Raw genomic sequence first — 21,954 nt, forward strand, 5'->3', positions numbered from 1 at the left:
CACTGCGCGCCGGCCTCGCCTCGTCGGCCGAGGTCGACGAACGCTATGTGCAAAAACAGCTCGGCCATGCCTCCGCGGAGATGACCCGCCGCTATCAGCGCCGCAGAGATCGCTTCCGCATCAACCTGACCAAGGCGTCCGGCCTCTAAGGAGGCAAAGCCCCTTCCCCTGCCGTTCTTGCCTCTCGGGATCCGCGCAGGACTTGCACCCTGACCAGGCATTTTCGCTAAATGAATTGGTCACTTCTGTCGTTCGGGACCGCCCCTGCCCATCCGGCCTGTTTCATCGCCAGGACAGCTGGTCTTTCGGCAGCCGACCGCTCGGATCGAACGCGTTCACCTTGTGCGGAAGATCCGGGCCCCAGTCCCATAGCACCAGATTGCGGTCCTCCGTCTCCGCGCCCGGAGCGAAACTCGGCACCAGAATTCCAGCGATGCCTTGAGGCCGCAGCCGGTCATAGATGGACCAGGATTCAGGTCGCTCGCCGTTACTGAGTGCCGTGGCCCAGGCGCTGGCCATGTCCGCAAGCGTGACAGAAGATTCTCCCCTGCCCTGCTCGCTCGTCAGATCAGTGATGTCCTCGCAGTCCACCTCATAAGAGCACAGCACGCAGGGGTCGATGCGATGCGCGAAGCCCTGGTTGGCTTCCTTGACTGCCGTCATGACGGTCAGCGCCAGATAGAGCGCGGGCACACCTTTGGGATTGAACCGAGCACCCTGATCGCCGCTCCATCACCGGAACTCGGCTTGAATGCCAAACGTAGATCATGCGCCCTGTAGCAGGTTCCGACAAACCTCAAGCAAAGCCAACCAGGGCCATGTGATCGAGGTAGTCGCGAATAGCAGCTGCCTTGCCGTCCTTCACGAGGGCTTCGGCGGTGCGTCCACCGAATGCCGGCAGCGGCTGGGCTCGGTACCAGGCCATGGCCTGTTCCTTGCCTCCGGCCCATTCCGTCACGCGACTGATGATCTCGAGCATCTCGCGCAGACGGCCCTGCGTCTTGGCCGTGCGGCTGCGCTCCAGCCGATAGAGGGTTTCACGGGCAAGCCCGACCGTCTGAGCCAACTGACCCTTGGACATTCCAAAGCTGTCGGCCACCTGGCCAACAGCAATTTTCCCGGCCCGGTCCATATAGGACAAAACCAGGGGTTCATTCTGCCCGGATTTCTTGAGGGCCTGCCCCATCGAGTTCCTTGTCATATTAGCAGCCGCCTTCACTGTGCAAAGGGCGCTTTTCCACTGGTTCAAGCCCGCAGGCGCATGGCGCGCTTCTGATTTCATACGACCCGCTTGCCATCCGCCTCATCGACCGCGCGCGGACCACCAGCAACGGCAGCATTACGCACAAGAATTTTCAGCCCTTAGCCGGTCATTCTTGCCGTCGTGCCATTGGCCTTGAGTGCTGCCATCAGCATCGGTCCGACCGAGAACTGTCCTGCCCTCGCCTTTTCGGTCAGCACGCGTAGATAGCCCCCGGCCGAGTTGATATGCTGCGCCCTTTGCAGGATACAGGCAATCACGATCGCGGCGACCTCCTGGCCCATCACATGGCAAGCCTCCTCATACGCCGAGGGCGACACGCCAAGGTAGCCGCGCACCTGGGCGGCGGTAATCATCAAATCGCGCCAGCTTGCGATTCCGTGGGCGGCATAGTCGGCAAGTTCGGGGCAGGCCTTCAGCACAAGTCCTATCGGGAAGCCTTTCGGCTTCTCGGCGTAGGCCGTTCTTGGTTCGACCGTCGCCCTGCTTTGTTCTAAAGCTGGTTCAAATACAAAAGTGGAGTCTGTGTTTGAATCAGATTGCTGCCGCTCGTTTTGGGACTCATTGCCGCTAGGATTCGTGGAATTCATGAAGCTTTCCAGCATCATATCCACTTCGTCGTGCAGCAAGGAGAGCTCCGCGACAATCGCTTCCAGCTCCGACAGCCCTGCCCGCCGAGGAATAGCATCCACGATTGCTCTGAACCGCCTCCAAATGGTTCCCCAGTCGCCAGGAGCGCCCTCGTCGATCGCTGCTTCGACCAGCTTGTGAATGTCGCGCCGGTGGAGGGTGATCCGCTCCCGCGTCAATTTGAGCGCCCGGCTGTCGGCGCGGACCTGCTCGGCAGCCTGCTGAAACTCCGCGGCCCGTGCAAGCAGTGGCGCCAGCGAGAACCCGAACGCCTCCTCGACTGCGCCGCCCTTTGCCTTGCGAGCGAACCGTTTGCCGTTTGGACTGTCTCGGCGGATGATCAGTCCGCTATTGACCAGTTCGGCCAGGTTCCTGCGCAGCGTGGAATCGGCCATGCCGTGCGCCCGCAGTGACAGCTGCGCGTTCGAAGGATAGACCATCAGCCCGTTCTCTTCGCTGATCTGATCGTCCGGATAGAACGACAGCAGTCCGCTGAGGACGGCCAGGGCGCGATCTCCCACGCCTACGATCGTCTTGCCCTCGCACAGCCAGCGATACACCTGCCATTTCTCGACGGCGGCCCCTTCAGGAATCTTTCGTGATGCCGTGTTCGCTTGCACCAAGGCAAGCGTCATCGGCCGCCGCCCAAAGGGCGTCGTCGCATAACCACTCTCCATTTCCCTCGCCTTTCAATCAGACAAAAGAAAACTGCTCGTCGAAACGACGCCAACGACTCTTGACAGTGATTCGGGGAAATGCGATTCTCAGCTTGCTACAGACCTGAGAAGGGCTTCCGCGACGGTGACGTTCGGGGGCCTTTTTCTTTTGCGGTTTCAGTCTCCTGTTTTCTTTGCCGTTTCCGATGCCCTGAAAGCCTCGAAAAGCTCGTCGAGCTTCTCGGCGATGAATGCGCCGAAGGGCGATGCATCCTTTGACTTCAAGGAAAGCGTAAACACCTTTCCCGTGTCGGTGATCTTGGCTCGGACCGACTTGTCCTGGGGCACCCAGGCCTTTTCCTGAGGCTTCGATGCGGCTCGCGGCTGCTTCACCGGCGCATTCAAAAAGTCGAACAGACGAGCAAAACGAGCGTCACTGCCCGGTTCGGCGAAATCGGCACTTGTCACGTACTCTGCCGCCCGCTCGGCGGTCCCGGGATGCTCCATGAGCTTGGCAAGCTGCCACCAGCGGTCCCGGCCTATGCTCTTGGCGGCGCCGACGGCCACAATGACCTGCTCGGGAATGTTGTTGGTCACGGAGCGCATCTTCGAGAAGGTCGTATCATCGAGCGCAAGGGCCGACTTCACGGTGTCCGGCGAATGGCCCCGCTTGAGAATGCGATCGGCAAAAAGCGTCCTTTCGATGAAGGACAGGTTGGCCCTGGCAGCATTCTCCTGGCCCTGCGCGATGACATGGTCCTCATCGCCGATCTTCTTGACGACTGCACGAACGGGCCTGCCCAGCTGGCGTGCGACCTTGACGCGCCTGTGGCCGAACACGGTCTGAAACCGGCCGGAACTGTCCGGGTGGGGCCTGACCAGAATCGGAGAATCCTGCCCTCGCTCGCGAATCGCCGCCAGCAGCTCATGAAATGCTTCATCGTCATCGTCCATGCGGTCCGAGACGAATGAGGTGTCGACCAACGCCGGATCGAGATCGACGACCGAACTCTTAGAGAGCTCCTCGAATGACTGCATGATCGACCGGGATGCCCCGCGAACCGCATAGCCCGAGACATCCCCGCTGTCGGCGACTGACGTCGCGGGGCCCATCACGCTGCCGAATACATCCTTGCGCGCCATTCAATCACTCCGATTCGCAGCTAGTCGGCTGATTTCACGAGCAAAATCCCCATTTTTTACTGCCGTAAAATGCGTCATGACCGGCCCCATGCGCGATGGATGAGCGCGACAATCTCGGAATTCACCGCGTCCAACGATTCGAGTGCCCGTTCGTAGGTCGAACGGGTAAAAGACGACTTTTCCACCTCGTAGAGCGTCTGTTTCGTCAGTCCTGCATCCGAGATTGCCGTCGACTTGAGCATGGGATTCTCAAGGATCTGGCCGGCAAGCATCGATTGCATGAAGCCGACCATCTGTGCCTGGGGAATGTCGGTGGGTTCGTAGCGCGTGATCAGATAGCGGAACCAATCCAGCTCGATCGCAGCACCGGCGGCCTTGATGGTCTTCAATATGCCGCCGAGCATCAGCAGGAACTGGCTCATCGACATCAGGTCGAGCATCTGGGGGTGGACGGTGATGAGAACCGACGTCGCCGCCGACATGGCGGTCAAGGTGAGATAGCCAAGTTGCGGCGGGCAATCGACCACGACGACATCATAGCGCTCGTCGACCTCGGACAAGGCCTTTGCAATCCTGGTGAAGAACTGGCGGCCAACGCTGGACGATTTGTCCTGCATGGCAAGCGGCGTGTCGTACTCATACTCCTGCAGCTCGAGGTTGGCCGGGATGATATCCAGGCCCGGAAAATTGGTAGGCACGATCACGTCGGATATCGGCTTGCGCTCGTCGTCGTACCGGATCGCCTCATACAAAGAGAGATTGCGATCGAGTTCCGGCTGGAAGCCATGCAGGGCCGAAAGTGACGCCTGCGGGTCGAGATCGATGGCAAGCACGCGGTGCCCGGTCAGCGCAAGGTGCTGGGCGAGGTGGGCAGCCGTTGTTGTCTTGCCGCTGCCGCCCTTGAAATTGACGACAGCAACCACCTGGAGCTTGTCTCCAGGCTTGCGGTGCGGGACGTATTTTTTTACCTCGGTCCTGCCATGCCGATCCAGAAAATGGCGCAGTTCAAGCATCTGTTCGGCGGTATAGGAACGGCGTCCGGAAGGTATCTGCTCGGGCAGGGGGCCTTTGCCCTCCAGATGGAGGCGCTTGAGATTGTTCTGCGAGACCCCAAGGTAGTGGGCCACTTCCGCCAGCGAAAAAGGGCGAAGTGTCTTTGTCGCATTTGGCGGAAACTTCTCCATACGGAGCTGGTTAAGCCGCCGCGATATCTCTGCGCCTTGCTCGAGGATCTTGTCATCGAACTCGAAGCGTGGCAGCCGCATGGAGATGTTCATTTCTGTCGAAACCTGAATTGGCGCTTTTTGTGAGCAATTCACCCAACAAGCGCCATTAAGCTCCGATTCGGCCCGCTCCGGCAAGAAGTTTTGGGTTAACAAAAGGTTAACGTCACTGACCGGCTTTTCTTGCTGCCAGCTGCTCTTGCCATCACGAAGGCAGCTGCTCAGTTTTTTGAGCGCGGTACTGTCTTGCTATCCAAGCTAACGGCATGTTTTCTCTGTCATAAGGATCATATTTTACGGCAGTAAATCGGGTACACTCAGAGGCGGGATGCAAGTGCCGGCGGGCAGGGCAGGGCACCGGATCCGATGGCACGTGGCCGGTTGGGTTCGTTGTCGGTTAGGGTAAGCTGCTCAACGCCAGACTGACTCTTTCAGCTCGAGGAGCGGACCGGCTGGGGGCGAGGCCGATATCGGAATAGACGACTACAATGAGGGCCGTGAGGGGAGACCGTTGACGGAGTGGGTGAAGCCCTCCTCAAGGCCGAGGTTAAGCCCGATCAACATCTGGAAGCATACTTTCCGGAACGAGACAGCCTCGAGTTCATGCGGAGAACGCTCCCCGCTCCATAGCGGCAAAGCTCGCTCTCTCAACACCGTGGCGCACTGGACTTCGAGCACCTGCGTCAGCATGGCAGCAGCGGCGTCGTCGAGTTCGCCGTGCCTTCCGGCGAAAGCACCGACTCGCCGGTCCCACGGCAGTTCGGTGTCGTCCTCCTCATCGCTCAACATACCACGCTACCGGTGCTGCTCCCCGGGGCAGAAGTGCGGGAGAAGCCCAGTTGCAAACTGAGTGAATATAAACGCCGGGCCGTCAGAAGGATACCGCGACCGGATCGGCGAGGGCCGCCACGGCGTCGGGCACGCGTTCACATCCGCAGCCCACAGGCCGGAAACCTCAAGCTGCGCATCAGGACCGTTTTCGTCCTTAGTCAACGGCCCCGAAGCAGCGCATCAGCCGGCGCTTTAAGGCCGCTACGAGCAGCTGGCTCGAGGCACCAGAATCGCTGCCAGTACGAATCATAGGGCGGAGCCAGCGCGTGTACCGACACGACCATGGTCGCGGTTGTCCGGAGTTCTTGTGTCTTGCTTGGTGTCCAGTCGACTTCGAAGACCAGGTCAGCCACCGCTGGCATATTCGGTTATCGCGATGAATCGCTGGCGCACAATCTCGACCCGGCCTTGCGGCCCTCTGATATTGCCTTCCAGAAAGTCGTCGAAATCTGGGGCTGCAAGCATGTCTTTGACCTGGTCGCCGACATAGGTACGGACCTCGTCTTCCGCGCCTCCCAGCTCAGCAACCAACTCTTCTCGACCGTCGACGATCAAGAGTATGTCCTCGGCATCCCGGCTAGAAAGCAGATCCTTTCCACCTCTGCCAAGGTATGCCTCCAGCTTCGTCGCGACGAAGAGTGCCGGTGTCAGGCGACGGATGATGAGCTTATCGTCCAACGGACAATCGACCGCCGTCTCAATACCCGCTTCATACCAACGATTGCTGAATCCGAGGATTTTGGGATCGTCCGGCATGAAGTCGACTTTGAGCCGGCCAAGATGCATTCGGCAAATGACACTGTCGTTGGGTGACTCCGAGAAACCCCGCTCTCGAAGCCGTTCCAGGAGCTGCGCCCATTCCGAAAAGCCGGCCAGATCGACAATTAGGTCGACGTCGTCAGTCGCCCTGACATCCTCGAGCGTGATGGCATCGGTGATGAAAAGGGCGGTCGTACATCCGCCGACGAACACAAGACGCTTGCGCAGGTCATCGCCTAGAGCTTCCGCGACAGCCCTTAGCATTGCTAGTAGCTGGCCTTGGATGCTGGTCATTTCTGCGCGAGCCTTTCCGCAAGACGCTCCGCCGCGAGGCCAGCCTCGCGCTGGTTTCCGAGTCTTATTGCGTCCGCAAGGGCAAGATACTCGTACAGCCGATCATCCCTTTGAACGGCTTCAGGAACGCTTTTAAACATCGGCGTCACCGATTGTCCCATGTCGCGGCCGCTGGCATAGGGCCACACATAGATGTAGCTGCCAGCGCTTATTAGCACGTTCTTTAGGATGGGCGCCGCAAAAGCGGTCGGGATTCCGCGCTGCATTGCTCCGGGCTTCGCTGGAAAAACGAACTTCAACCCGTGCACGATGAAATTCTGCAGGTTCCTGCGGCTCGGCTTCGCTCTGCCCGTATCTCTATCCCTGGCCGCGATACCGGAGGCAAGACTTCGATTGATAGATGCATTGACCTCCGTCTTGCTTATGCCAAGAGAAGACTCCAGATTGCGGACCGAGTATGGATCCTGGCCCTGCGCTTCTGAGCGCAGAGTTTCGACACCTTTTTCTTTCTCCTGCTCCTGAAGGCTGATGAGCTTGAGCAGGACGACGATGTCCTGGCTTTTCATTTGATTCCGATCCGCTGTCCGTTGTCCGAGGACCACGGACACCTACACGGGGAGTGCGGTTCTGTCAAAGAGTAATCAAGAATCCTTGCAGCTTACGTGGCCCAATAAGAATTCGACCGCATTCAGAATAGAGCAGTCCGCGTTTTAATTTAAGGCGATCCCGCTGCGCTGATCCGTCTTGAATTTCGGCGCCTTCATCGAAAAACATTGCAGTTCCGCCTACTGTTTTTCCCGAAAAAAATATCGAGTTCTGGCAACGTTGCGGAATGCATTATTGCGAAGTGAAGCTAATCCCCGTCGAGCGCGCGGCGCAGCAATTCGACCAGGCGTTCGATCGCTTGGGTGTGAGCAGAGCCGGTCGGCCGCCGTGCGAAAAAAATCATCAACGCTGATCCAGTTGGTCGCGTCGGTGCTCGTCCCCGGTGCCACACATTCAATATAAAGATGCAATTCGTCTGGTTCAAAGACAACCATCCAGTTTCCGCTGTGGTCCCCCGCAAGTCGGTAGGTCAGTGTGCTCATGGCAGGCAACTCCTCACCGCCAGCTTGCCTATCCGCCCTGAGATTTCTATCCTCAGAAATCGGTATTGACGCCTCAGGCGAAATCTGCCGCCACGCTCCGCAAGAAGGCGAGCGTCAACGCGGTCGCCATGTTGTCTCGCGGCCGCGCCTGGCTCTCGCAGACATATCGCAATGCGCCATCAGGTGTGCGGCGCACCTTGCATTGATTCTCGGGTTCTCCATGCAAGGCCTCTCCACAGGGCAGACGACCGCGCAGGAACGCTTCACCATCTTCCTGGCATTTGGTGAACCGGACGGCTCTTCGACGCTAGGAGCAGGCAAATATCGCAATCCAGGTAAGGTTCCCAGCTATGGCCCGCTCGACCCCGCCACGATCTCAGCATACCGCTCCCTGGGATCTCCCCAATCCGTCTATGTTCAGATGTTATGGCGCTTCGGTTTGATCCGTTCAGAGCGCATGGGAGAGGTGCGGGCCTGTAGGGCAGGAGCTGGCACCGTCCGTTCCGCCGCCCTAGTCGAGATCAGGTGGGAGCGGCGGGACGGCTGCGTGAGGAACAGAGTCGGGGCTCCTCATTGAAGAGCCGCAGCTTCGGTCTGTTCGTATCATGCGCCTTTTTCGCCCTGAGCATTTGAGACGTCGCGTCGCAGCCTTTCCGGGCCGCTGGGCCGTATACGCGCTACCGCGCTCAGCTTTAGCTCCGACTCCAGTCCTGGAAAGCCAGCCAGCGTATAGGCCGCGGCCATCGAGCCAAACCGCTTTTTGAACACACGAGATATGGGCAGATCGGAGTCCGCATTAATCAGCGACAATGTGAGGTGCCCGTGAGCGGCGCGCAGCCGCCGAAATCCGTCTAGAAGCTCTTCGTCCGAGTACTTTCGCAGAGCTCCCCGCCGATCCGGTACGTGGCCGACCGCCGCATAGACCGCCTTCAAGCTGCCGAAAAGCCGGACATAGCACTGTCCCGACGCAGTATACGGACAAGCATTGATCACGGTGAGGCTGAGTCGTTTCTTCTCTTTCAATAGCCGCTTCAGGTTTTTGAGCATTTCGAGCTTTGTATAGGTGTACCCGCGCTTTCCCCTTGCGAGTTGCGCCCTCTCGAATATTTGAACCGTTACAATCGGCTCCATGACCCGGATTCGGACCCATTTATCGGGAGTGTTTGGCTTGGATTGGCTACTCATACTGTGCGACGTTCGGTTGTAGACATAGTAGCCTATCATCAACTCGCTTTTGAGGAGGGATGCGACGCGCCCGGTCGTCCACACATCGCCGTATGTGGAGGGCACTCCTTCCTTGTTCAGACGAACCGATATGCCGGCCATGCTCTGCCCTTCAGCAACAAACATGTTGAAGATGCGCCTAACAAGCTCGATTTCGTTTGGCGGGCCGGGCACAAGGAGAACGCGGTCGCCAGCGAGCCCTTTCTGTTCTCCAGAGCCGAGAAGGTAACGGGGCTCCCCATCTTTATCCAGCAACAGTCGCCTGACGCCGTAGGGCACAGGTCCGCCCTGGCTGAATCCGAGACGAGCCTGCTGCAGGTGCGCTCTGGAGACCTTTGCGGATAGCTCGCGGCTGTACTCGCTTGCCATCACCCGTTTCATATTCTTGAGGATTGCAGAGACCATGCTGCCGTCGTTCTCGAATTGTTCGCCGCAATATTCCACCGCGACGCCTGCGTCACGACAGAGAAACTCGTAATGAGCGGACTGATCCGTATCCGGAAAGCGGCCCCAGCGGCTGACGTCAAGAACGAGGATTGCCGAGAAAGTCTTTTGGCCAGTCATGACATCGGCCAGTAACTGCTTCAGTCCGTCGCGACCTCTTATGCTCAGGCCGCTTTTCCCAGCATCTTCGTAGGTTTGGACGATAGTGTATCCGCGCCGCTCCGCGTACTCTGTAATGGCCATCGCCTGGTTCTCCAGCGAATAGCGTTGATGTTCAGTGGACATACGAATGTACTGCGCCGCACGGATAGGGGGCGCTGTCTGCAACTCGAAAGCCATGGGGTCTCCTTGGGCTTGAACAACCCCAGAGACACGAAATGTCTTTCAGAACTCTGTCGCATTCTGTGAATTCCCATTCGGCGGCCACGAAATTGGGAGCGCAGATCTCCTAGCAAACGGATGATTGGACAGCGCAACGACCGGAAAAGGGATGCGGTGAGGTGCGGGCGCCCAAGGGGTTTTGGCAGCAGAATCAAGGGGCAGCTTTTCCCCGCACTCGCGCAAGTCCTTGCCTTCCTGGCAATGCACGAGTTTGTTCCCTGCTCGCACAAAGGGCTCGAAACCGGTAAGGTCCTGGGTTAGAAGAGCTGGCAGGATGCCCCGTATGAAAAATCCGACGATGGACGATACCGACGATGGGCGCCCGAATGGCGGACGCAGCGCTTTGTTCACGCCGCCCGGCGATGCGTCCGGCGCGGAGCGGGTTTCGCGCCGGCGCAAGGCGCTGCTGTCCTCCTCGATGGTCGGCTCGACCAATCGCGGCCGTGTGCTGCAGGCCCTGTTCGATCTTGGGCCGACGAGCAGGGCTGAACTAGCCCGCCTGGCCGGGGTCAACCGCACCACCATTTCCGGAATCGTGCAGCCGCTGATCGACGATCAGGTGCTGGTCGAGAGCGACCCGGTTCCTCCCAGTCCGGGCGGCGGCAAGCCGGCCCGGCCGCTGTGGTTCTCGCCCAATGCCCGTCCGATCTGCGGTGTGCTGCTGATGCCGGATGCCGTGCATGCATGCGTGGCGACGCTCGACGGCAAGATCGAATCGGAACGCAAGATGGCCCTGCCGGACGGCAGGGGGCCGGTCCGGCCAATCATCGAGGCGATCGCCGAATGCGTCGGCGACACTCTCTCCAGGGCGCGGCGCATGCCTCTCGGGATCGGTGTTGGCGTCGGCGGCATGGTTGACACCGATCGCGGGTCGATCGTCGCTGTCAATCTCGCGCCGGCGCTCGACCGCTACCCGCTCGCCGACGATCTCGGGCGACGCTTCGGCCTGCCGGTCAAACTCGACCATCATCCGCGCGCCTTGCTGGTCGGCGACCGCTGGTTCGGCGCCGGGCGCGGCGTCAGGCAATTCGCGGTCGTCTACACGGGCGAGGTGCTGGGCGGCGCACTCTATTTCGACGGGCACCTCTATCGTGGCACGGCAGGCGCAGGCGGCGAACTCGGACACACTTTCGTGCAGCTCGACGGCGAGCCCTGCCGCTGTGGCAGGCGCGGCTGCTGGGACACCATTGCCACCTTGAGCTGGCTCCGGCGCGAGGCCGCCCGCGCGGCTCTGCCCGAGCCAGACCTGATCGACTCGGCCCGCCTCGTCGACATGGCGGCGCGGCGGCTGCCGGGAGCGGCTGAGCTGCTCGACCGCTATGCCCGCAACGTCGCCGTAGGCATCGCCAATCTCCAGCAGACGGTGGCGCCCAACATTTTCATCATGCATGGCGATGTCGTGCTCGGCGGCGATTGCCTGCTCGGCGCAATCGCGGAGCATGTCCGCGCCATGGTTCCGTCACGACCGGGCGGCGCCATCGAATTCATTGCCGGCGATGCAGGTGACCGGGCCGCCCTCGTTGGCGCAGCCGGTCTGGTGATTTCCGAGCTGCTGCAGCTTCCGATCTAGTACCGCCGTTTCCACGGCCCGCGTTGGAGCTTTCCACGCTGACGCACACGCCTGCTTCCATACCGCTGGCCGATGACAGCCTCGAAGAGGTCGTTCGAGGGCAGGAACATGTCGAATCGTCAATCATTACCAACTGGAGGCAGGGAGGTTCCCGACAGCGCAAGACGGCTACGCGGCCTGTTGGCTGCGGCCGGCGCCACGACCGCCATGGCTTTCGGATTTGGCAGCCTGGCGCTCACATCCGTCTTCATCAGACCGCTTGAGGCGGAGTTTGGCTGGTCGCGAGCCGATATAAGCCTTGCCTACACGCTATCGAGCGTCGGCATGGCCCTGGGCGGGCTGTTCTGGGGCCGGCTTGCGGACCGTTTGAATATCAGAACACTGCTATTCATCGGCTCGGCCGGCATGGTGATCGCGCTCGCCGCGCTTTCCTTCGCCACTTCGCTCTGGCAGATCTATGCGGCCAACTTCGCTTTGGGCGGGCTAGGTTTTGCCTGTCTGTACGCGCCGGTACTTGGCGTAACCGGACTCTGGTTCGACCGCCGGCGCGGCCTGGCGATAGGGATCGTCACAGCAGGCGGAGCCCTTGGTCAGGGCATACTGCCCTACGCCGCAAATGCATTGATCGACAGTGTCGGCTGGCGCCTCGCATACGCGATCATGGCTGTGGCGACGACGGCTGCGCTGGCGATCTTCATGCCGGCGGTTCAGGCGCCGCCCGTAGATCGGATCCTTGCCGCACCGGTGCGTTTTTCAGCGACGCCAGGCTTCCAAGGTGGCCATCTTTCCCCGGTGACGCTGCTATCTGCCGCAGCCTTCCTTTGCTGCGCCTGCATGGGCGTCCCGCTGATGCACCTCACGAGTTTCGTCACGGCCGTGTGCGGGTCTTCGGATGTCGGATCGCTTAGCGTGTTGATCGCCATGCTGTTCGGCGCCATCGGGCGGATCGCATTCGGGCTCCTCGCCGACCGGGCAGGCAACCTTTCTGCCTACGCCCTGGCGTCGTTTATTCAGACGGCATGCGTTGCGATTTTTCCCGCGCTTGACCAGCAATTGAGCCTGCTGTCGCTGTCGGCGGTTTTCGGCTTCGGCTTTGCCGGGAACATGACGTGCCTGATCCTTTGCGTGCGCCAGTTTGCGCCAGCCGAACGCTTTGGCCAGTCACTCGGCATCGTCATGCTGATCGCCTGGGTGGGCATGGGCGTGGCCGGCTATTTCGGCGGGTTCGTCTATGACAGCTTCGGCAGCTATGGGCCCGCTTTCCTGGTGGCATCTGTCGCAGGCGCGGCCAATCTCGTGGTTCTGGGCGTATTGGCGGCATCATCCGGCGCGAGAGCGCAGTTCCCATGCGGCCGCCTTGCGGATCCTGCGATAAGCCGCTGATTCAAACGTCGAAACTCCGCTTAATTCCACGTTGGTTCGAACGCTGCAAACCACGGCCTTCCTGCCAACCTCAGAGATCGAAGAGGGCGGAGCACCGTCATCACCAGGCAAGGACAGCTGAGATGAGCAGTATCTACGACAGCATTCTCGACACGATCGGCGACACGCCGGTCGTCCGCCTTTCCCGCATCAACAATGGTGCCGCTTCGCTCTATGCCAAGATCGAGGCGTTCAATCCTGGCGGCTCGGTCAAGGATCGTCTTGCCGCCGCGATCATCGAAGAAGCGGAGAGTTCCGGTGCACTTCGGCCTGGCCAGACGGTGATCGAGGCGACGAGCGGCAACACGGGCATCGGACTTGCCATGGTTTGCGCGCGGAAAGGCTATCCTCTCGTCATCGTCATGCCGGAGAACGCCAGCCTCGAACGCCGCAAGCTGATACGTTTCTTCGGTGCCAAGGTCGTGTTGACCCCTGCCGTCGAGCGCGGCAGCGGCATGCTCGCCAAGGCGGTCGAGCTGGCCGGAGCGCACGGCTGGTTCCTCTGCCGGCAATTCGAGACGCCCGTCAACGCCGATGTCCATGCCCGCATGACAGCGCTCGAAATCATCGCGGCATTCCAGGACCGTCCACTCGACTACTGGGTCACCGGCACCGGGACCGGCGGAACACTTGCCGGTGTGGCGCGAGTGCTCAAGCGCGAGCGGCCGGAAACGCGGATCATAGTCTGCGAGCCCGACAATTCGGCGCTGCTGTCGAGTGGCATTCCTCAAACTTTCGATGAACAGGGGCTGCCGACTCGGGCGCATACTCGGTTCCGGCCACACCCGATGCAGGGGTGGAGCCCTGATTTCATTCCGCAGATCGTCGGCAAGGCGATGGCTGACGATCTTGTGGACGAGATCATACCCGTTTCAGGCGCCAGCGCTCTGGAAACCGCGCGCCGGCTTGCGACGGAAGAAGGAATACTGGCGGGCATCTCCGGCGGAGCAACTTTGAGCGGGGCACTGGAAATTGCTCGACGCGTCGGCCCGGACCGGAACGTGCTCTGTATGTTGCCTGATACGGGTGAGCGGTATCTCAGCACGATCCTGTTCGATCACATCAGCGAGGACATGTCGCCCGCCGAAGAGGCGATCTCTCGCTCCACACCCGGCTACCGCTTCGACCGGCCGCCGTCCTTCGCCCTTTCATCGGCACCCGTAAACGAAATCCAAATCGATCAGTCGGCGCATGCGATGGTCGACAAGGCGATCCATGATCCGGAGCGTCCGGTGGTCATGTTCGCGCTGACATGGTGCGAATTCTGCTGGACGGTAAGAAAGCTCTTCGACCGTGCCGGAATCGCCTACAGGTCCATCGAAATCGATACTCCGGAATTCCAGAAGAACGGCCTGGACGGGGAAATCCGCAAGGCCCTGAGGGCCCGGATCGGTTCGCCTACAATTCCGCAGGTCTTTGTCGGCGGCGAGCATATCGGTGGCTGCATGGATACGCTTGCGGCCTGGCGGGACGGCACGCTCGCCGCCCGGCTGGAGTTTGTCGGCGCAAACTACACGCCCGGCGCATGCGCAAATCCCGAGAGCCTGCTGCCTCGATGGGTGCGCGCGGCAGCGTGAGATCCCGCCTCCGGGTCTTTTCAGAGTGCCGTCGCCACCATCAAGCGAGCGGAACGGGCGTGATCCCGTTCCGGCTCGGCTTTCATCTGTACTTGTCCGTGTCGGCCTTGTCGGCCTTCCCACCAAGAGAAGAGCAAATCAGCGCAGGCGGAAACCTCGCGCTCCGGAAACGAACGCTTTCGGCAGCGGCACGGACTTGATACAATCCATCGCTAATTTAGCAGGCGCACTAGGATCAACAAAGTGTCGCTCGAAATTCGCGTTCTCGGAGATCTGACCGTCCTTCGCCTTGGCGAGGTCGTTTCCTTGCCGCCTTCGAAAAAGACGCGGGCGCTGCTGGCCTATCTTGCGCTCGTAGGGCGCCCGCAGCGGCGCGAGCGCCTTTGCGAGATGTTCTGGGACGTACCGGACGATCCTCGCGGCGCCCTGCGCTGGAGTCTCTCGAAGATCCGACAGGTCGTCGACCTCGGGGACGGCGAGATCCTGCAAGCCGACCGCAACGCAGTTCGCCTGAACACCAGCGAAATCGTGCTGGACATTGCGCCGCTCCGCGGCCTCGGCGGTCGTGACATAGAGGCTCTCGAACCGGAGAAACTGGAGGCCCTCGCCGGAGCGTTCCGCGGCCGTTTCCTGGATGATCTTTCACTGCCGCGCTGTCCGGAATTCGAAGCCTGGCGCATTGCGACCGCCGACGAACTGCACGTGACGCATCTGCGCATCCTTCGGGTGCTCGTCGACCGGCTGGCGGATGAGCCGGCGCGGGCGCTTCCGTACGCCCATGTCCTGCACGGGCTGGAGCCCGGAGACGAGGCTCTTCGAGCAGACATCCGTCGGCTGAGCGAGGCAGCACGGCAATCCGCCATGGTCCAGAGCCGCGCCTCGAGAACGGACACGGAGGTCGCTCCCGCCGGTGAGAGCGTCACTCCGACCCAGGTTTGGCCGGGGGCGGAGATACAGCTCCCCCCTGCGCCGGAGCGGGTCCTTGCGCAGGAGATCCGGCGGTGCACAACGCCCGACGGCGCGCGCCTCGCCTATTCCTTGAGTGGTCAAGGCCCCCCTTTGGTAAGGGCCGCCCACTGGATGTCCCATCTCGAGCTCGAATGGGACAGTCCGGTATGGAAGCATTGGATCGAGGGCCTGTCCGCGCACTACCAGCTGATACGCTACGACCAGCGCGGGAACGGCCTATCGGATCGGCATCCCGCCGACCTATCCTTCGAGGCCATGGTCGCCGACCTGGAGAGCATCATCGATGCGGCCGGTCTGCGCCGCGTTTCCCTGCTTGGCATTTCCCAGGGATGCGCCGTTTCGATAGCCTATGCCGTCCGGCATCCTGAGCGCGTGGCCGGGATGGTGCTGTATGGCGGATTTACCAAAGGCTGGCGCAAACGGGGCAATCAGCGCGAAATAGCCCGCCGCGAAGCGATGGGAGCGCTGATACAGGAAGGCTGGGGCCAAGACGACCCGGTGTTCCGGCAGATGTTCACCTCTCTCTTCATTCCGCAAGCAACGCCGGAACAGAGGAATTGGTACAACGAGCTGCAACGCAATACCGTCTCGCCCGAGATTGCCCATCGCATCTTCGAGGAAGGCGCCGTCATCGACGTGGACGAGCTGTTACCGCGGGTCCGCGTTCCGACCCTGGTGATGCATGCCACGAGGGACGCAGTCATTCCGTTCGATCATGGCCAGGCGATGGCTGGGAAAATCCCCGGCGCGCGTTTCGTCGCGCTCGACAGCGTCAACCACGTGCTGCTTGGCCATGAACCGGCATTCGCGACCTTCGTGGAAGAAACGCGTCGTTTCCTCGCCGACCCCGAACAGACGCAGCAACTGGCAGGCCCTCCGGCGTCCTTGGGAATCAACCGCTCTCGGCAGTACATAACAGTGCTGGCCGCGGAAGTGATCAGTCCCGTGCATCTCCTCGAAACGGCGGATCCGGAAGTAGCAATTCGCGAATTCCAGCCCGTCGAGGATCGGGTGATAGAAGTCGTGGAAAGCCACGGCGGCGTCGTCACGTCGGCTGCTGACGGGACAATCACCGCAGCATTCGGCCTCGCTCGCGCCACCGAGGATCACGCTTATCTTGCGTGCCGCGCCGCGCTTGCGGCCAAGCTGGCAGTGGAGGAGCTTTCCCAGGGCGGGATCCAGTTGAGGGCCGCAATAGACACCGGCGAGGTGATCGTACGGCAGCAATGGACGACCGAAGCCAGTAAGGTTGAACTGGCCGGAGCCGCGCCGCGTGCAGCCAACCGGCTGATGCGTGCCTTGCACCGTGCGACGATCGCCGCGACAGGCCGAGCGCGCGCAGCCGCGGGGGGCTATGTGCAGATGCACCGCTTGGCGCATTCGGAGCATCCGCACCTTGGCCGCGACGAACGCATTTACGAGCTGTTGGGCGAAAATTACGCGCTGTCGCGCTGGCACCTGAGGGCCAACCGTGGCCTCACCGGACTGGTGGCGCGCGAGCTCGAGCTCAAAATCCTTCTTTCAACCTGGCGCAGGGTCAGGGAGGGCCACGGCCAGGTCGTCGGGATCGTCGCCGACCCCGGCATGGGCAAGTCGAGGCTTGCCCATGAATTTCTCTCCCTCGACGAGGTGGCTGGTTTTACTGTGCTTGAATGCGGCGGTCTGGAGTTTGATTCATCAGTTACTCTGGGTGCTGTAAAGAAGCTGCTGCTCTCGGCTTGTGGCATTCGTGGCGAAGACGGCCTGGCGGAAGCCCAGCGCCTGTTTGCCTTCAAACGGGCTGAACTGGACCTGGATCCGAGTCATACGGCGCCGCTTTCCTTCCTCGCGGACCTGCCGGTCGACGATTCTTCTTGGTGGCATCTCGATGCGCGGGAGCGGACCTCACGGGTATCCGAGGCGATGAGCGCATTTCTCGTTGCCTTGAGCCGGGCCGCGCCCGTAGCCGTGCTTATCGAGGATCTGCACTGGATCGATGCCGAGAGCGAGGCCGTAATGAACAGGCTGGTCGAGGTCATGGGCGCCAACCGTATCATGCTGCTCGCCACCTACAGGCCGCAGTACCGGCACGAATGGAACCGCCGCGGCTATTTCCAGCAGATAAGGTTGGAGCGGTTCGCGCGGGACGAAATGGAGCAGTTCCTCACCGAATTGCTGGGATTCGATCCCAGTTTGGGGGAACTGCGGAAATCACTTGCCGAGCGGGCCGAGGGCACGCCGCTATTCCTGGAAGAAATGGTGCGCGGACTGGTGGCGGACGGCGTCCTTGCCGGCCAGTCGGGCCGCTACGAGCTCACGAGACCGGTGGAATCCATCACCATCCCGTCGACGGTTCAATCGCTCATCGCCGCACGCATCCAGCAGCTGGGTGACTCGGAAAGGCAGGCACTCCAACTCGCTTCGGTTATCGGCAAGAATGTTCCGTATCCGCTGCTGCGGGCGCTCTCGCCGCTCTCGGAGGCGGAGCTGGAGGTATGCCTGGCCAAACTGCAGACTTTGGAATTCCTGTTCGAGGTCCAGAGCTATCCTCACGTGGAATATACGTTCAAGCACGCGCTGACGCTGAAGGTGACCTACGAATCCCTCCTGGCAGAGGACCGAAAAAGGCTGCATCGGGCTGCATTGGTTGCGATGGAAAGACTCTATGCCGGATCGCTGAACCACCACATCGAGCAACTGGCCGAACACGCGCTTCGTGCCGAGGCATGGGAACCTGCCGCGGATTATCTGCTGCAAGCGGCGGGTCGGGCCGAGGAACGCTCGGCCTATTCCGCCGCGGTCCAGTTCCTCGAAAGCGCCCGCAAAGCGGTCGCCGCGTTGCCCCGAAATCCGAAAACCCTCGCCCAGGCGATCAACCTGCGGGTGCGGATGCGGCCCGCCTACGGCGCCCTCGGTGCCTATCGGAAGGTGCTGCCGCAGCTGTTGGAAGCGCGCGAACTGGCCATGGAACTGGGCGATCCGCAACTCATTTCCGACGTGTTGCTCCACTTGAGCTATCTCAACAGCTCCCACGGCCGCTACGAGGAGGCGCTGGAACCGGCCGATACACTCAAGCGCGGCGCGACGGCAAACGGCGTGCAGCGCTGCATAAGCGAGTCGGATCTGGCCGCCTCACAGGCGCTTCTGATCCGCAGCGAGGCGCGGCAGGTGCTGGAGCGGCTTGTTCCGCATGAGGAGAGATTCACCAAAGCTTGGCGTCTTGAGCGTTTCGGACAGCTCGGTGCTCGTGCGGTTTGGTACCTGGGGCACCGCGCGCAGGCGGAAGCGCGCCTTGGCCGGTTCGACGATGCGGAGCGCTCGCTTGGCGAGTTGCAGAAGGTCGCCGCCGAAGTGGCGCGCCCGATCGACAGCTGCGCGGCCGCCTATTTCACCGGTGTGGTGGGCGTCCTGCGCGGGCCCGAGCCGACGCTTGTCGAGGCGCTGCAATTGTGGTCCTCCGAAGCCGCGACCAGCGGATCTATCCTACTCCGGCCATGGCTGTTGACGGTGCTCGGGTATGCGGAATTCCTGCTAGGCCGCAACCACGACGCGGGCGCCACCTTGGAGATGGCGGTGACCGAGTCTGAGCGGCTCGATCTTGCCCAGTTCGAATGTCACGCGCGCGCTGTACTCGCATGCGTGCGTGCGCGCCTCTGTGAGCCGGAAGCCGCGGCCAATCTCGGCCATGCGCTCGAGCTTGCACGGGGACGCCGCGATCCGTGGAGCGAGATCGTCGCACTGCGCGGCCTTGCCGAGCTGAAAACTTCCAGATCGGCCATTAGTTGGCTCGAACAGGCCTGCAGCCTTGCCAGGCGGGTTGAACTACGGCCGGAGCTTGCCCGCTCCTTGCTAGCTCTCGGGCTTGCGAAGCGGCGCGGCAAGATCGCTGGCGCGGATGCCACTCTCGCGGAAGCGGCCAAGCTCTACACAGAAATGCAGATGCGGGAGGATTTCTTCGAAACGGAGGATCCGGCCGGAAATATCGTGCGCGATCGCATAGCCGCCACGGTGTGACTCCTCCGCATCCACGCAGTTGCCTCGAAGGTTTACGCTGCCTGTAGGGCAGGCAAGTTGCGGTCACGCAGCTCGCGCATGGGTCAGCAGCGCCGGGAACAATCGCCCAATCGCGGCCGGAATGCGGAAACCAGCTCACGGATGATGAGCCGAGTCGGAGCCGGTGCAACTTCGCCGCACAACACCAAGACCCGAAAGCCAAATCGGGCATATTCCCGAGCCGGCATGGACGTGTGGAAGTCGAGCCTGCTCCGCAGAAACTGTACGAGTGCAGTCTGAAGTTTGGCTCATCGCGTCGAAGGTGCCGGCTCCGCTCCAGTGGTCGATGAAACGAGTTGTCCGGAGAGATGGCTACCGCCGATCAAGCCGTCGTGTATCGCGCGTGTATCGCGCTGCGACCGCCGGCATTCGCCGAGCACCTCGTGGCCCTCAGAGTCCAGCTTGCGCTGCCGGCGAAAGGCAACGGTTCATAAAGGGAGAGGCCGGCCAGCCGGTCTTGACGCATCGCCGCTGTATGCAGGGCCAATCCACCGCCATAGGAATGGCCAACAAGATGCACTCCGTCACGGTGGTCGATCATCTCCAGGACCCCGGCGGCTTCGTCGGCCAGATGGAAAGCGCCGGCGATAGTCCAGGTGCCGCCGCCCGGCGCCCCGATCAAGTCGGGGGCGATGAAGCGGTAGCTGTCATCGAGCCGCTCCGCCAAGTTGCGCCATTGCCGTCCGTTGCCGCCGGAGCAGTGCAGGGCAATGACCAGCGGTGCGTGGCACGCCTTATGCGAGACGTGGAACGCCGATGCGGCAGTCATTGAGCCTCTCCCTCCTCTCGCCTCAAAAACGCGAGCGGCGGCTGGGATCACGCCCGGCAAACCAAGTGATCGAGTTGATCTCGAAGCGGGTGATGCCGACGTCGCGCAGGAGGTAGTCCGGCAGCTCATTAAGCTGTCGACGGTCCCGCTGGATGCGAATGAAACGCCAGACTGCGGCCAGCATCGTTCCGCCGGCCCAGCGCAAACCTCGCGTTGTGGTGAGGGACAGGGAAGGGTTCATCATTGTACTCATTTCGATTTCTCCATGGTTGCGGGCGCTGACTATGGCGCCAGTGGAGCCCTTGTCGTGGTCCGGCGTGAGCGTCAGCGTTGATGGCAACGTCGATTTTTGCCGCACCAGCGTTGTATTCGGTCAGGCGGCGGCTCGGCGGGAGACATCGAGAAAAATTGCCACATGAGCCGCCAGCGCCTCCGCATCGCGGCCGACGCCGTCGAGGAAGCTGGAGCTTCGATGGCGCATGAAATTGAGGCCGAGCACATAGAGTCCAGGATAGGCGCAGACGCCGCCATCGTTCAGGATTTCGCCCCGGGCGTCGAACACATCCAGCTTCAGCCATGGGTATTCCCGGCGATAGCCGGTGGCCCATATGATCGTCTCGATACCCTGGTCGATCAGGTCGATTTCGGTCGCCTCGGCGCTCAGAATCAGGCTCGGAATGGAACCGGGATCGATCGAGTAGAGGCCATTGCCGGCGGCCGCGCGGTCTATATTGGCCAGCACGCGCCTTAGCCTGCGTTCCGCCGCCATGGTCGTTTCGGCGAGATCGCCGTTGAACCGAATGCGTGTATCGCAAGCGGCAGCCGCTCGACCGACAAGACGAACGCCTTGCTCCCGAAGACCGGCAAGGTCGAGCGTCCTGCGTTCGGGTGTGCCTATCAGCTGCAGCGAAGGCTGCCGCCGTGCCGCGGCGAGATCCGAGACTTCGGCGACGGGCTTGACAAGCGCTCCCAGCCGGTCGAGCCACCACAGGATGTCATGCCCGCGATATAGCCTAGGCAGGCGTGTATGGCTGCCGACCGACAGGGTTACCGGGCGCCCGGAGCGATGGATCTCCTCCGCAAGTTGTATTCCCGTCGCCGAGGCTCCGGCCACGAGAACGCCACCCTGAAGCAGTTGCTGAGGATTGCGATAGTCCCGCGGCACGATTTGCCTGATACGAGAGGAGATCTGCTTTGCTAGTGGCGGAATGCGTGGCCTGTCGCTGTATCCGGTTGCGACCACGACCGAACGCACGCTCCATTGGCCGCGATCGGTCAGCAGCCGGAAGCCTCCATCGACCCTTTCGGCCGAAAGCACCTCAACGCCGTTTTCTACGGGCGCGGTGATCGAGCACGCGTAATCCTCCAGGAACCCGACGGTCTCGGCCATTGTCATGAAGCCGTCGGGATTGGCCCCACGATAACCGCCGCCGGGCAGGCGTGTCATCCAGTTGGGCGTCAGCAGGCGCAGCGAATCCCACCGTTCGCTGCGCCAGCGCTCAGCGATGCGGCCGCGCTCCAGCACGACGTGGTAGACCCCGCGCTCGGACAGGCACCGGCTCATGGCGAGACCGGCCTGTCCGGCGCCGATAATGGCCACGTCTGTATGCTGCATGGAATCCGCGCCTTGTAAGCAGGGGCAACAGATCGCCGGCGCCATCCTTTTCAGGACGAGGCCGGC

At 61.6% G+C, this 21,954-nt stretch carries 16 protein-coding genes and 2 pseudogenes; 5 read left to right on the forward strand and 13 right to left on the reverse strand.

The features are described 5' to 3' along the window. Positions 1 to 149 (forward strand): annotated as a pseudogene (locus NKJ20_RS28735) (integrase); the annotation flags it as partial. Between the two features lie 133 nt (positions 150 to 282). On the opposite strand, the pseudogene NKJ20_RS28740 reads toward NKJ20_RS28735, so the two are convergent. From NKJ20_RS28740 to NKJ20_RS28785, 10 genes and pseudogenes are all read right to left on the reverse strand, one after another. Further along, positions 283 to 800 (reverse strand): annotated as a pseudogene (locus NKJ20_RS28740) (RES family NAD+ phosphorylase). Continuing rightward, entirely contained in the window at positions 797 to 1,186 is a 390-nt protein-coding gene (locus NKJ20_RS28745; RefSeq protein WP_352748787.1) for an antitoxin Xre/MbcA/ParS toxin-binding domain-containing protein, read from the reverse strand. Before NKJ20_RS28745 ends, NKJ20_RS28740 begins: the two are co-directional and overlap by 4 nt. A gap of 176 nt (positions 1,187 to 1,362) precedes the next feature. After that, positions 1,363 to 2,568: a plasmid replication protein RepC gene (repC, locus tag NKJ20_RS28750; protein WP_352748730.1), complete on the reverse strand. Its 1,206-nt coding sequence runs from the start codon at positions 2,566 to 2,568 to the stop codon at positions 1,363 to 1,365. Positions 2,569 to 2,724: 156 nt separating this feature from the next. Continuing rightward, a complete protein-coding gene (gene repB, locus NKJ20_RS28755; protein WP_352748733.1) occupies positions 2,725 to 3,690 on the reverse strand; it encodes a plasmid partitioning protein RepB in 966 nt (321 codons plus the stop codon). A 74-nt stretch (positions 3,691 to 3,764) separates the two neighbouring features. Continuing rightward, entirely contained in the window at positions 3,765 to 4,967 is a 1,203-nt protein-coding gene (repA, locus tag NKJ20_RS28760; RefSeq protein WP_352450316.1) for a plasmid partitioning protein RepA, read from the reverse strand. Between the two features lie 429 nt (positions 4,968 to 5,396). After that, positions 5,397 to 5,702, reverse strand: a complete 306-nt coding sequence (locus tag NKJ20_RS28765) for a hypothetical protein (protein WP_352748735.1) — start codon at positions 5,700 to 5,702, stop codon at positions 5,397 to 5,399. A 387-nt stretch (positions 5,703 to 6,089) separates the two neighbouring features. Beyond that, positions 6,090 to 6,797 (reverse strand): hypothetical protein, encoded by a 708-nt coding sequence (locus tag NKJ20_RS28770; RefSeq protein ID WP_352748738.1) that lies wholly within the window; start codon positions 6,795 to 6,797, stop codon positions 6,090 to 6,092. Beyond that, positions 6,794 to 7,363, reverse strand: a complete 570-nt coding sequence (locus NKJ20_RS28775; protein WP_352450313.1) for a hypothetical protein — start codon at positions 7,361 to 7,363, stop codon at positions 6,794 to 6,796. The genes NKJ20_RS28770 and NKJ20_RS28775 overlap by 4 nt, the downstream gene beginning before the upstream one ends. Positions 7,364 to 7,582: 219 nt before the next feature. Continuing rightward, positions 7,583 to 7,885, reverse strand: a complete 303-nt coding sequence (locus tag NKJ20_RS28780; RefSeq protein WP_352748741.1) for a hypothetical protein — start codon at positions 7,883 to 7,885, stop codon at positions 7,583 to 7,585. 603 nt (positions 7,886 to 8,488) lie between these two features. Continuing rightward, positions 8,489 to 9,892 carry a recombinase family protein gene (locus NKJ20_RS28785; protein ID WP_352748743.1) on the reverse strand — a complete coding sequence of 468 codons (1,404 nt, stop codon included), beginning with the start codon at positions 9,890 to 9,892 and terminating at the stop codon, positions 8,489 to 8,491. A gap of 325 nt (positions 9,893 to 10,217) precedes the next feature. Between NKJ20_RS28785 and NKJ20_RS28790 the strand changes: the two genes are divergently transcribed. The 4 genes from NKJ20_RS28790 to NKJ20_RS28805 all read left to right on the forward strand — a co-directional run bounded on the left by NKJ20_RS28790 (position 10,218) and on the right by NKJ20_RS28805 (position 19,465). After that, entirely contained in the window at positions 10,218 to 11,504 is a 1,287-nt protein-coding gene (locus NKJ20_RS28790) for an ROK family protein (protein WP_352748746.1), read from the forward strand. A 207-nt stretch (positions 11,505 to 11,711) separates the two neighbouring features. Then, on the forward strand, positions 11,712 to 12,887 hold the full coding sequence (locus NKJ20_RS28795; protein ID WP_352748748.1) for an MFS transporter: 1,176 nt from the start codon (positions 11,712 to 11,714) through the stop codon (positions 12,885 to 12,887). Between the two features lie 122 nt (positions 12,888 to 13,009). Continuing rightward, positions 13,010 to 14,503, forward strand: coding sequence for a cysteine synthase A (gene cysK / locus NKJ20_RS28800; RefSeq protein WP_352748751.1), 1,494 nt, complete (start codon positions 13,010 to 13,012; stop codon positions 14,501 to 14,503). 243 nt (positions 14,504 to 14,746) lie between these two features. Continuing rightward, positions 14,747 to 19,465 carry an alpha/beta fold hydrolase gene (locus tag NKJ20_RS28805; RefSeq protein WP_352748753.1) on the forward strand — a complete coding sequence of 1,573 codons (4,719 nt, stop codon included), beginning with the start codon at positions 14,747 to 14,749 and terminating at the stop codon, positions 19,463 to 19,465. 361 nt (positions 19,466 to 19,826) lie between these two features. On the opposite strand, the gene NKJ20_RS28810 is transcribed toward NKJ20_RS28805, so the two are convergent. From NKJ20_RS28810 to NKJ20_RS28820, 3 genes are read right to left on the reverse strand one after another with little or no spacing between them, the layout of a single operon-like run. Continuing rightward, positions 19,827 to 20,273 (reverse strand): alpha/beta fold hydrolase, encoded by a 447-nt coding sequence (locus NKJ20_RS28810; RefSeq protein ID WP_352748756.1) that lies wholly within the window; start codon positions 20,271 to 20,273, stop codon positions 19,827 to 19,829. A 22-nt stretch (positions 20,274 to 20,295) separates the two neighbouring features. Beyond that, complete coding sequence (locus NKJ20_RS28815) at positions 20,296 to 20,631, reverse strand: DUF1127 domain-containing protein (RefSeq protein WP_352748759.1); 336 nt, start codon at positions 20,629 to 20,631, stop codon at positions 20,296 to 20,298. Positions 20,632 to 20,646: 15 nt separating this feature from the next. Next, entirely contained in the window at positions 20,647 to 21,888 is a 1,242-nt protein-coding gene (locus NKJ20_RS28820; RefSeq protein ID WP_352748761.1) for an NAD(P)-binding domain-containing protein, read from the reverse strand. Between the last annotated feature and the right edge of the window lie 66 nt (positions 21,889 to 21,954).

The sequence above is a fragment of the Mesorhizobium sp. M0185 genome (assembly GCF_040322175.1).
Classification (GTDB): domain Bacteria; phylum Pseudomonadota; class Alphaproteobacteria; order Rhizobiales; family Rhizobiaceae; genus Mesorhizobium.

Coding starts and splice junctions, on each gene's coding strand:
- NKJ20_RS28745 (WP_352748787.1), bottom strand. CDS start 1,186: ATGGGGCAGGCCCTCAAGAAATCCGGGCAGAATGAACCCCTGGTTTTG.
- repC (WP_352748730.1), bottom strand. CDS start 2,568: ATGGAGAGTGGTTATGCGACGACGCCCTTTGGGCGGCGGCCGATGACG.
- repB (WP_352748733.1), bottom strand. CDS start 3,690: ATGGCGCGCAAGGATGTATTCGGCAGCGTGATGGGCCCCGCGACGTCA.
- repA (WP_352450316.1), bottom strand. CDS start 4,967: ATGAACATCTCCATGCGGCTGCCACGCTTCGAGTTCGATGACAAGATC.
- NKJ20_RS28765 (WP_352748735.1), bottom strand. CDS start 5,702: ATGTTGAGCGATGAGGAGGACGACACCGAACTGCCGTGGGACCGGCGA.
- NKJ20_RS28770 (WP_352748738.1), bottom strand. CDS start 6,797: ATGACCAGCATCCAAGGCCAGCTACTAGCAATGCTAAGGGCTGTCGCG.
- NKJ20_RS28775 (WP_352450313.1), bottom strand. CDS start 7,363: ATGAAAAGCCAGGACATCGTCGTCCTGCTCAAGCTCATCAGCCTTCAG.
- NKJ20_RS28780 (WP_352748741.1), bottom strand. CDS start 7,885: ATGAGCACACTGACCTACCGACTTGCGGGGGACCACAGCGGAAACTGG.
- NKJ20_RS28785 (WP_352748743.1), bottom strand. CDS start 9,892: ATGGCTTTCGAGTTGCAGACAGCGCCCCCTATCCGTGCGGCGCAGTAC.
- NKJ20_RS28790 (WP_352748746.1), top strand. CDS start 10,218: ATGAAAAATCCGACGATGGACGATACCGACGATGGGCGCCCGAATGGC.
- NKJ20_RS28795 (WP_352748748.1), top strand. CDS start 11,712: ATGGCTTTCGGATTTGGCAGCCTGGCGCTCACATCCGTCTTCATCAGA.
- cysK (WP_352748751.1), top strand. CDS start 13,010: ATGAGCAGTATCTACGACAGCATTCTCGACACGATCGGCGACACGCCG.
- NKJ20_RS28810 (WP_352748756.1), bottom strand. CDS start 20,273: ATGACTGCCGCATCGGCGTTCCACGTCTCGCATAAGGCGTGCCACGCA.
- NKJ20_RS28820 (WP_352748761.1), bottom strand. CDS start 21,888: ATGCAGCATACAGACGTGGCCATTATCGGCGCCGGACAGGCCGGTCTC.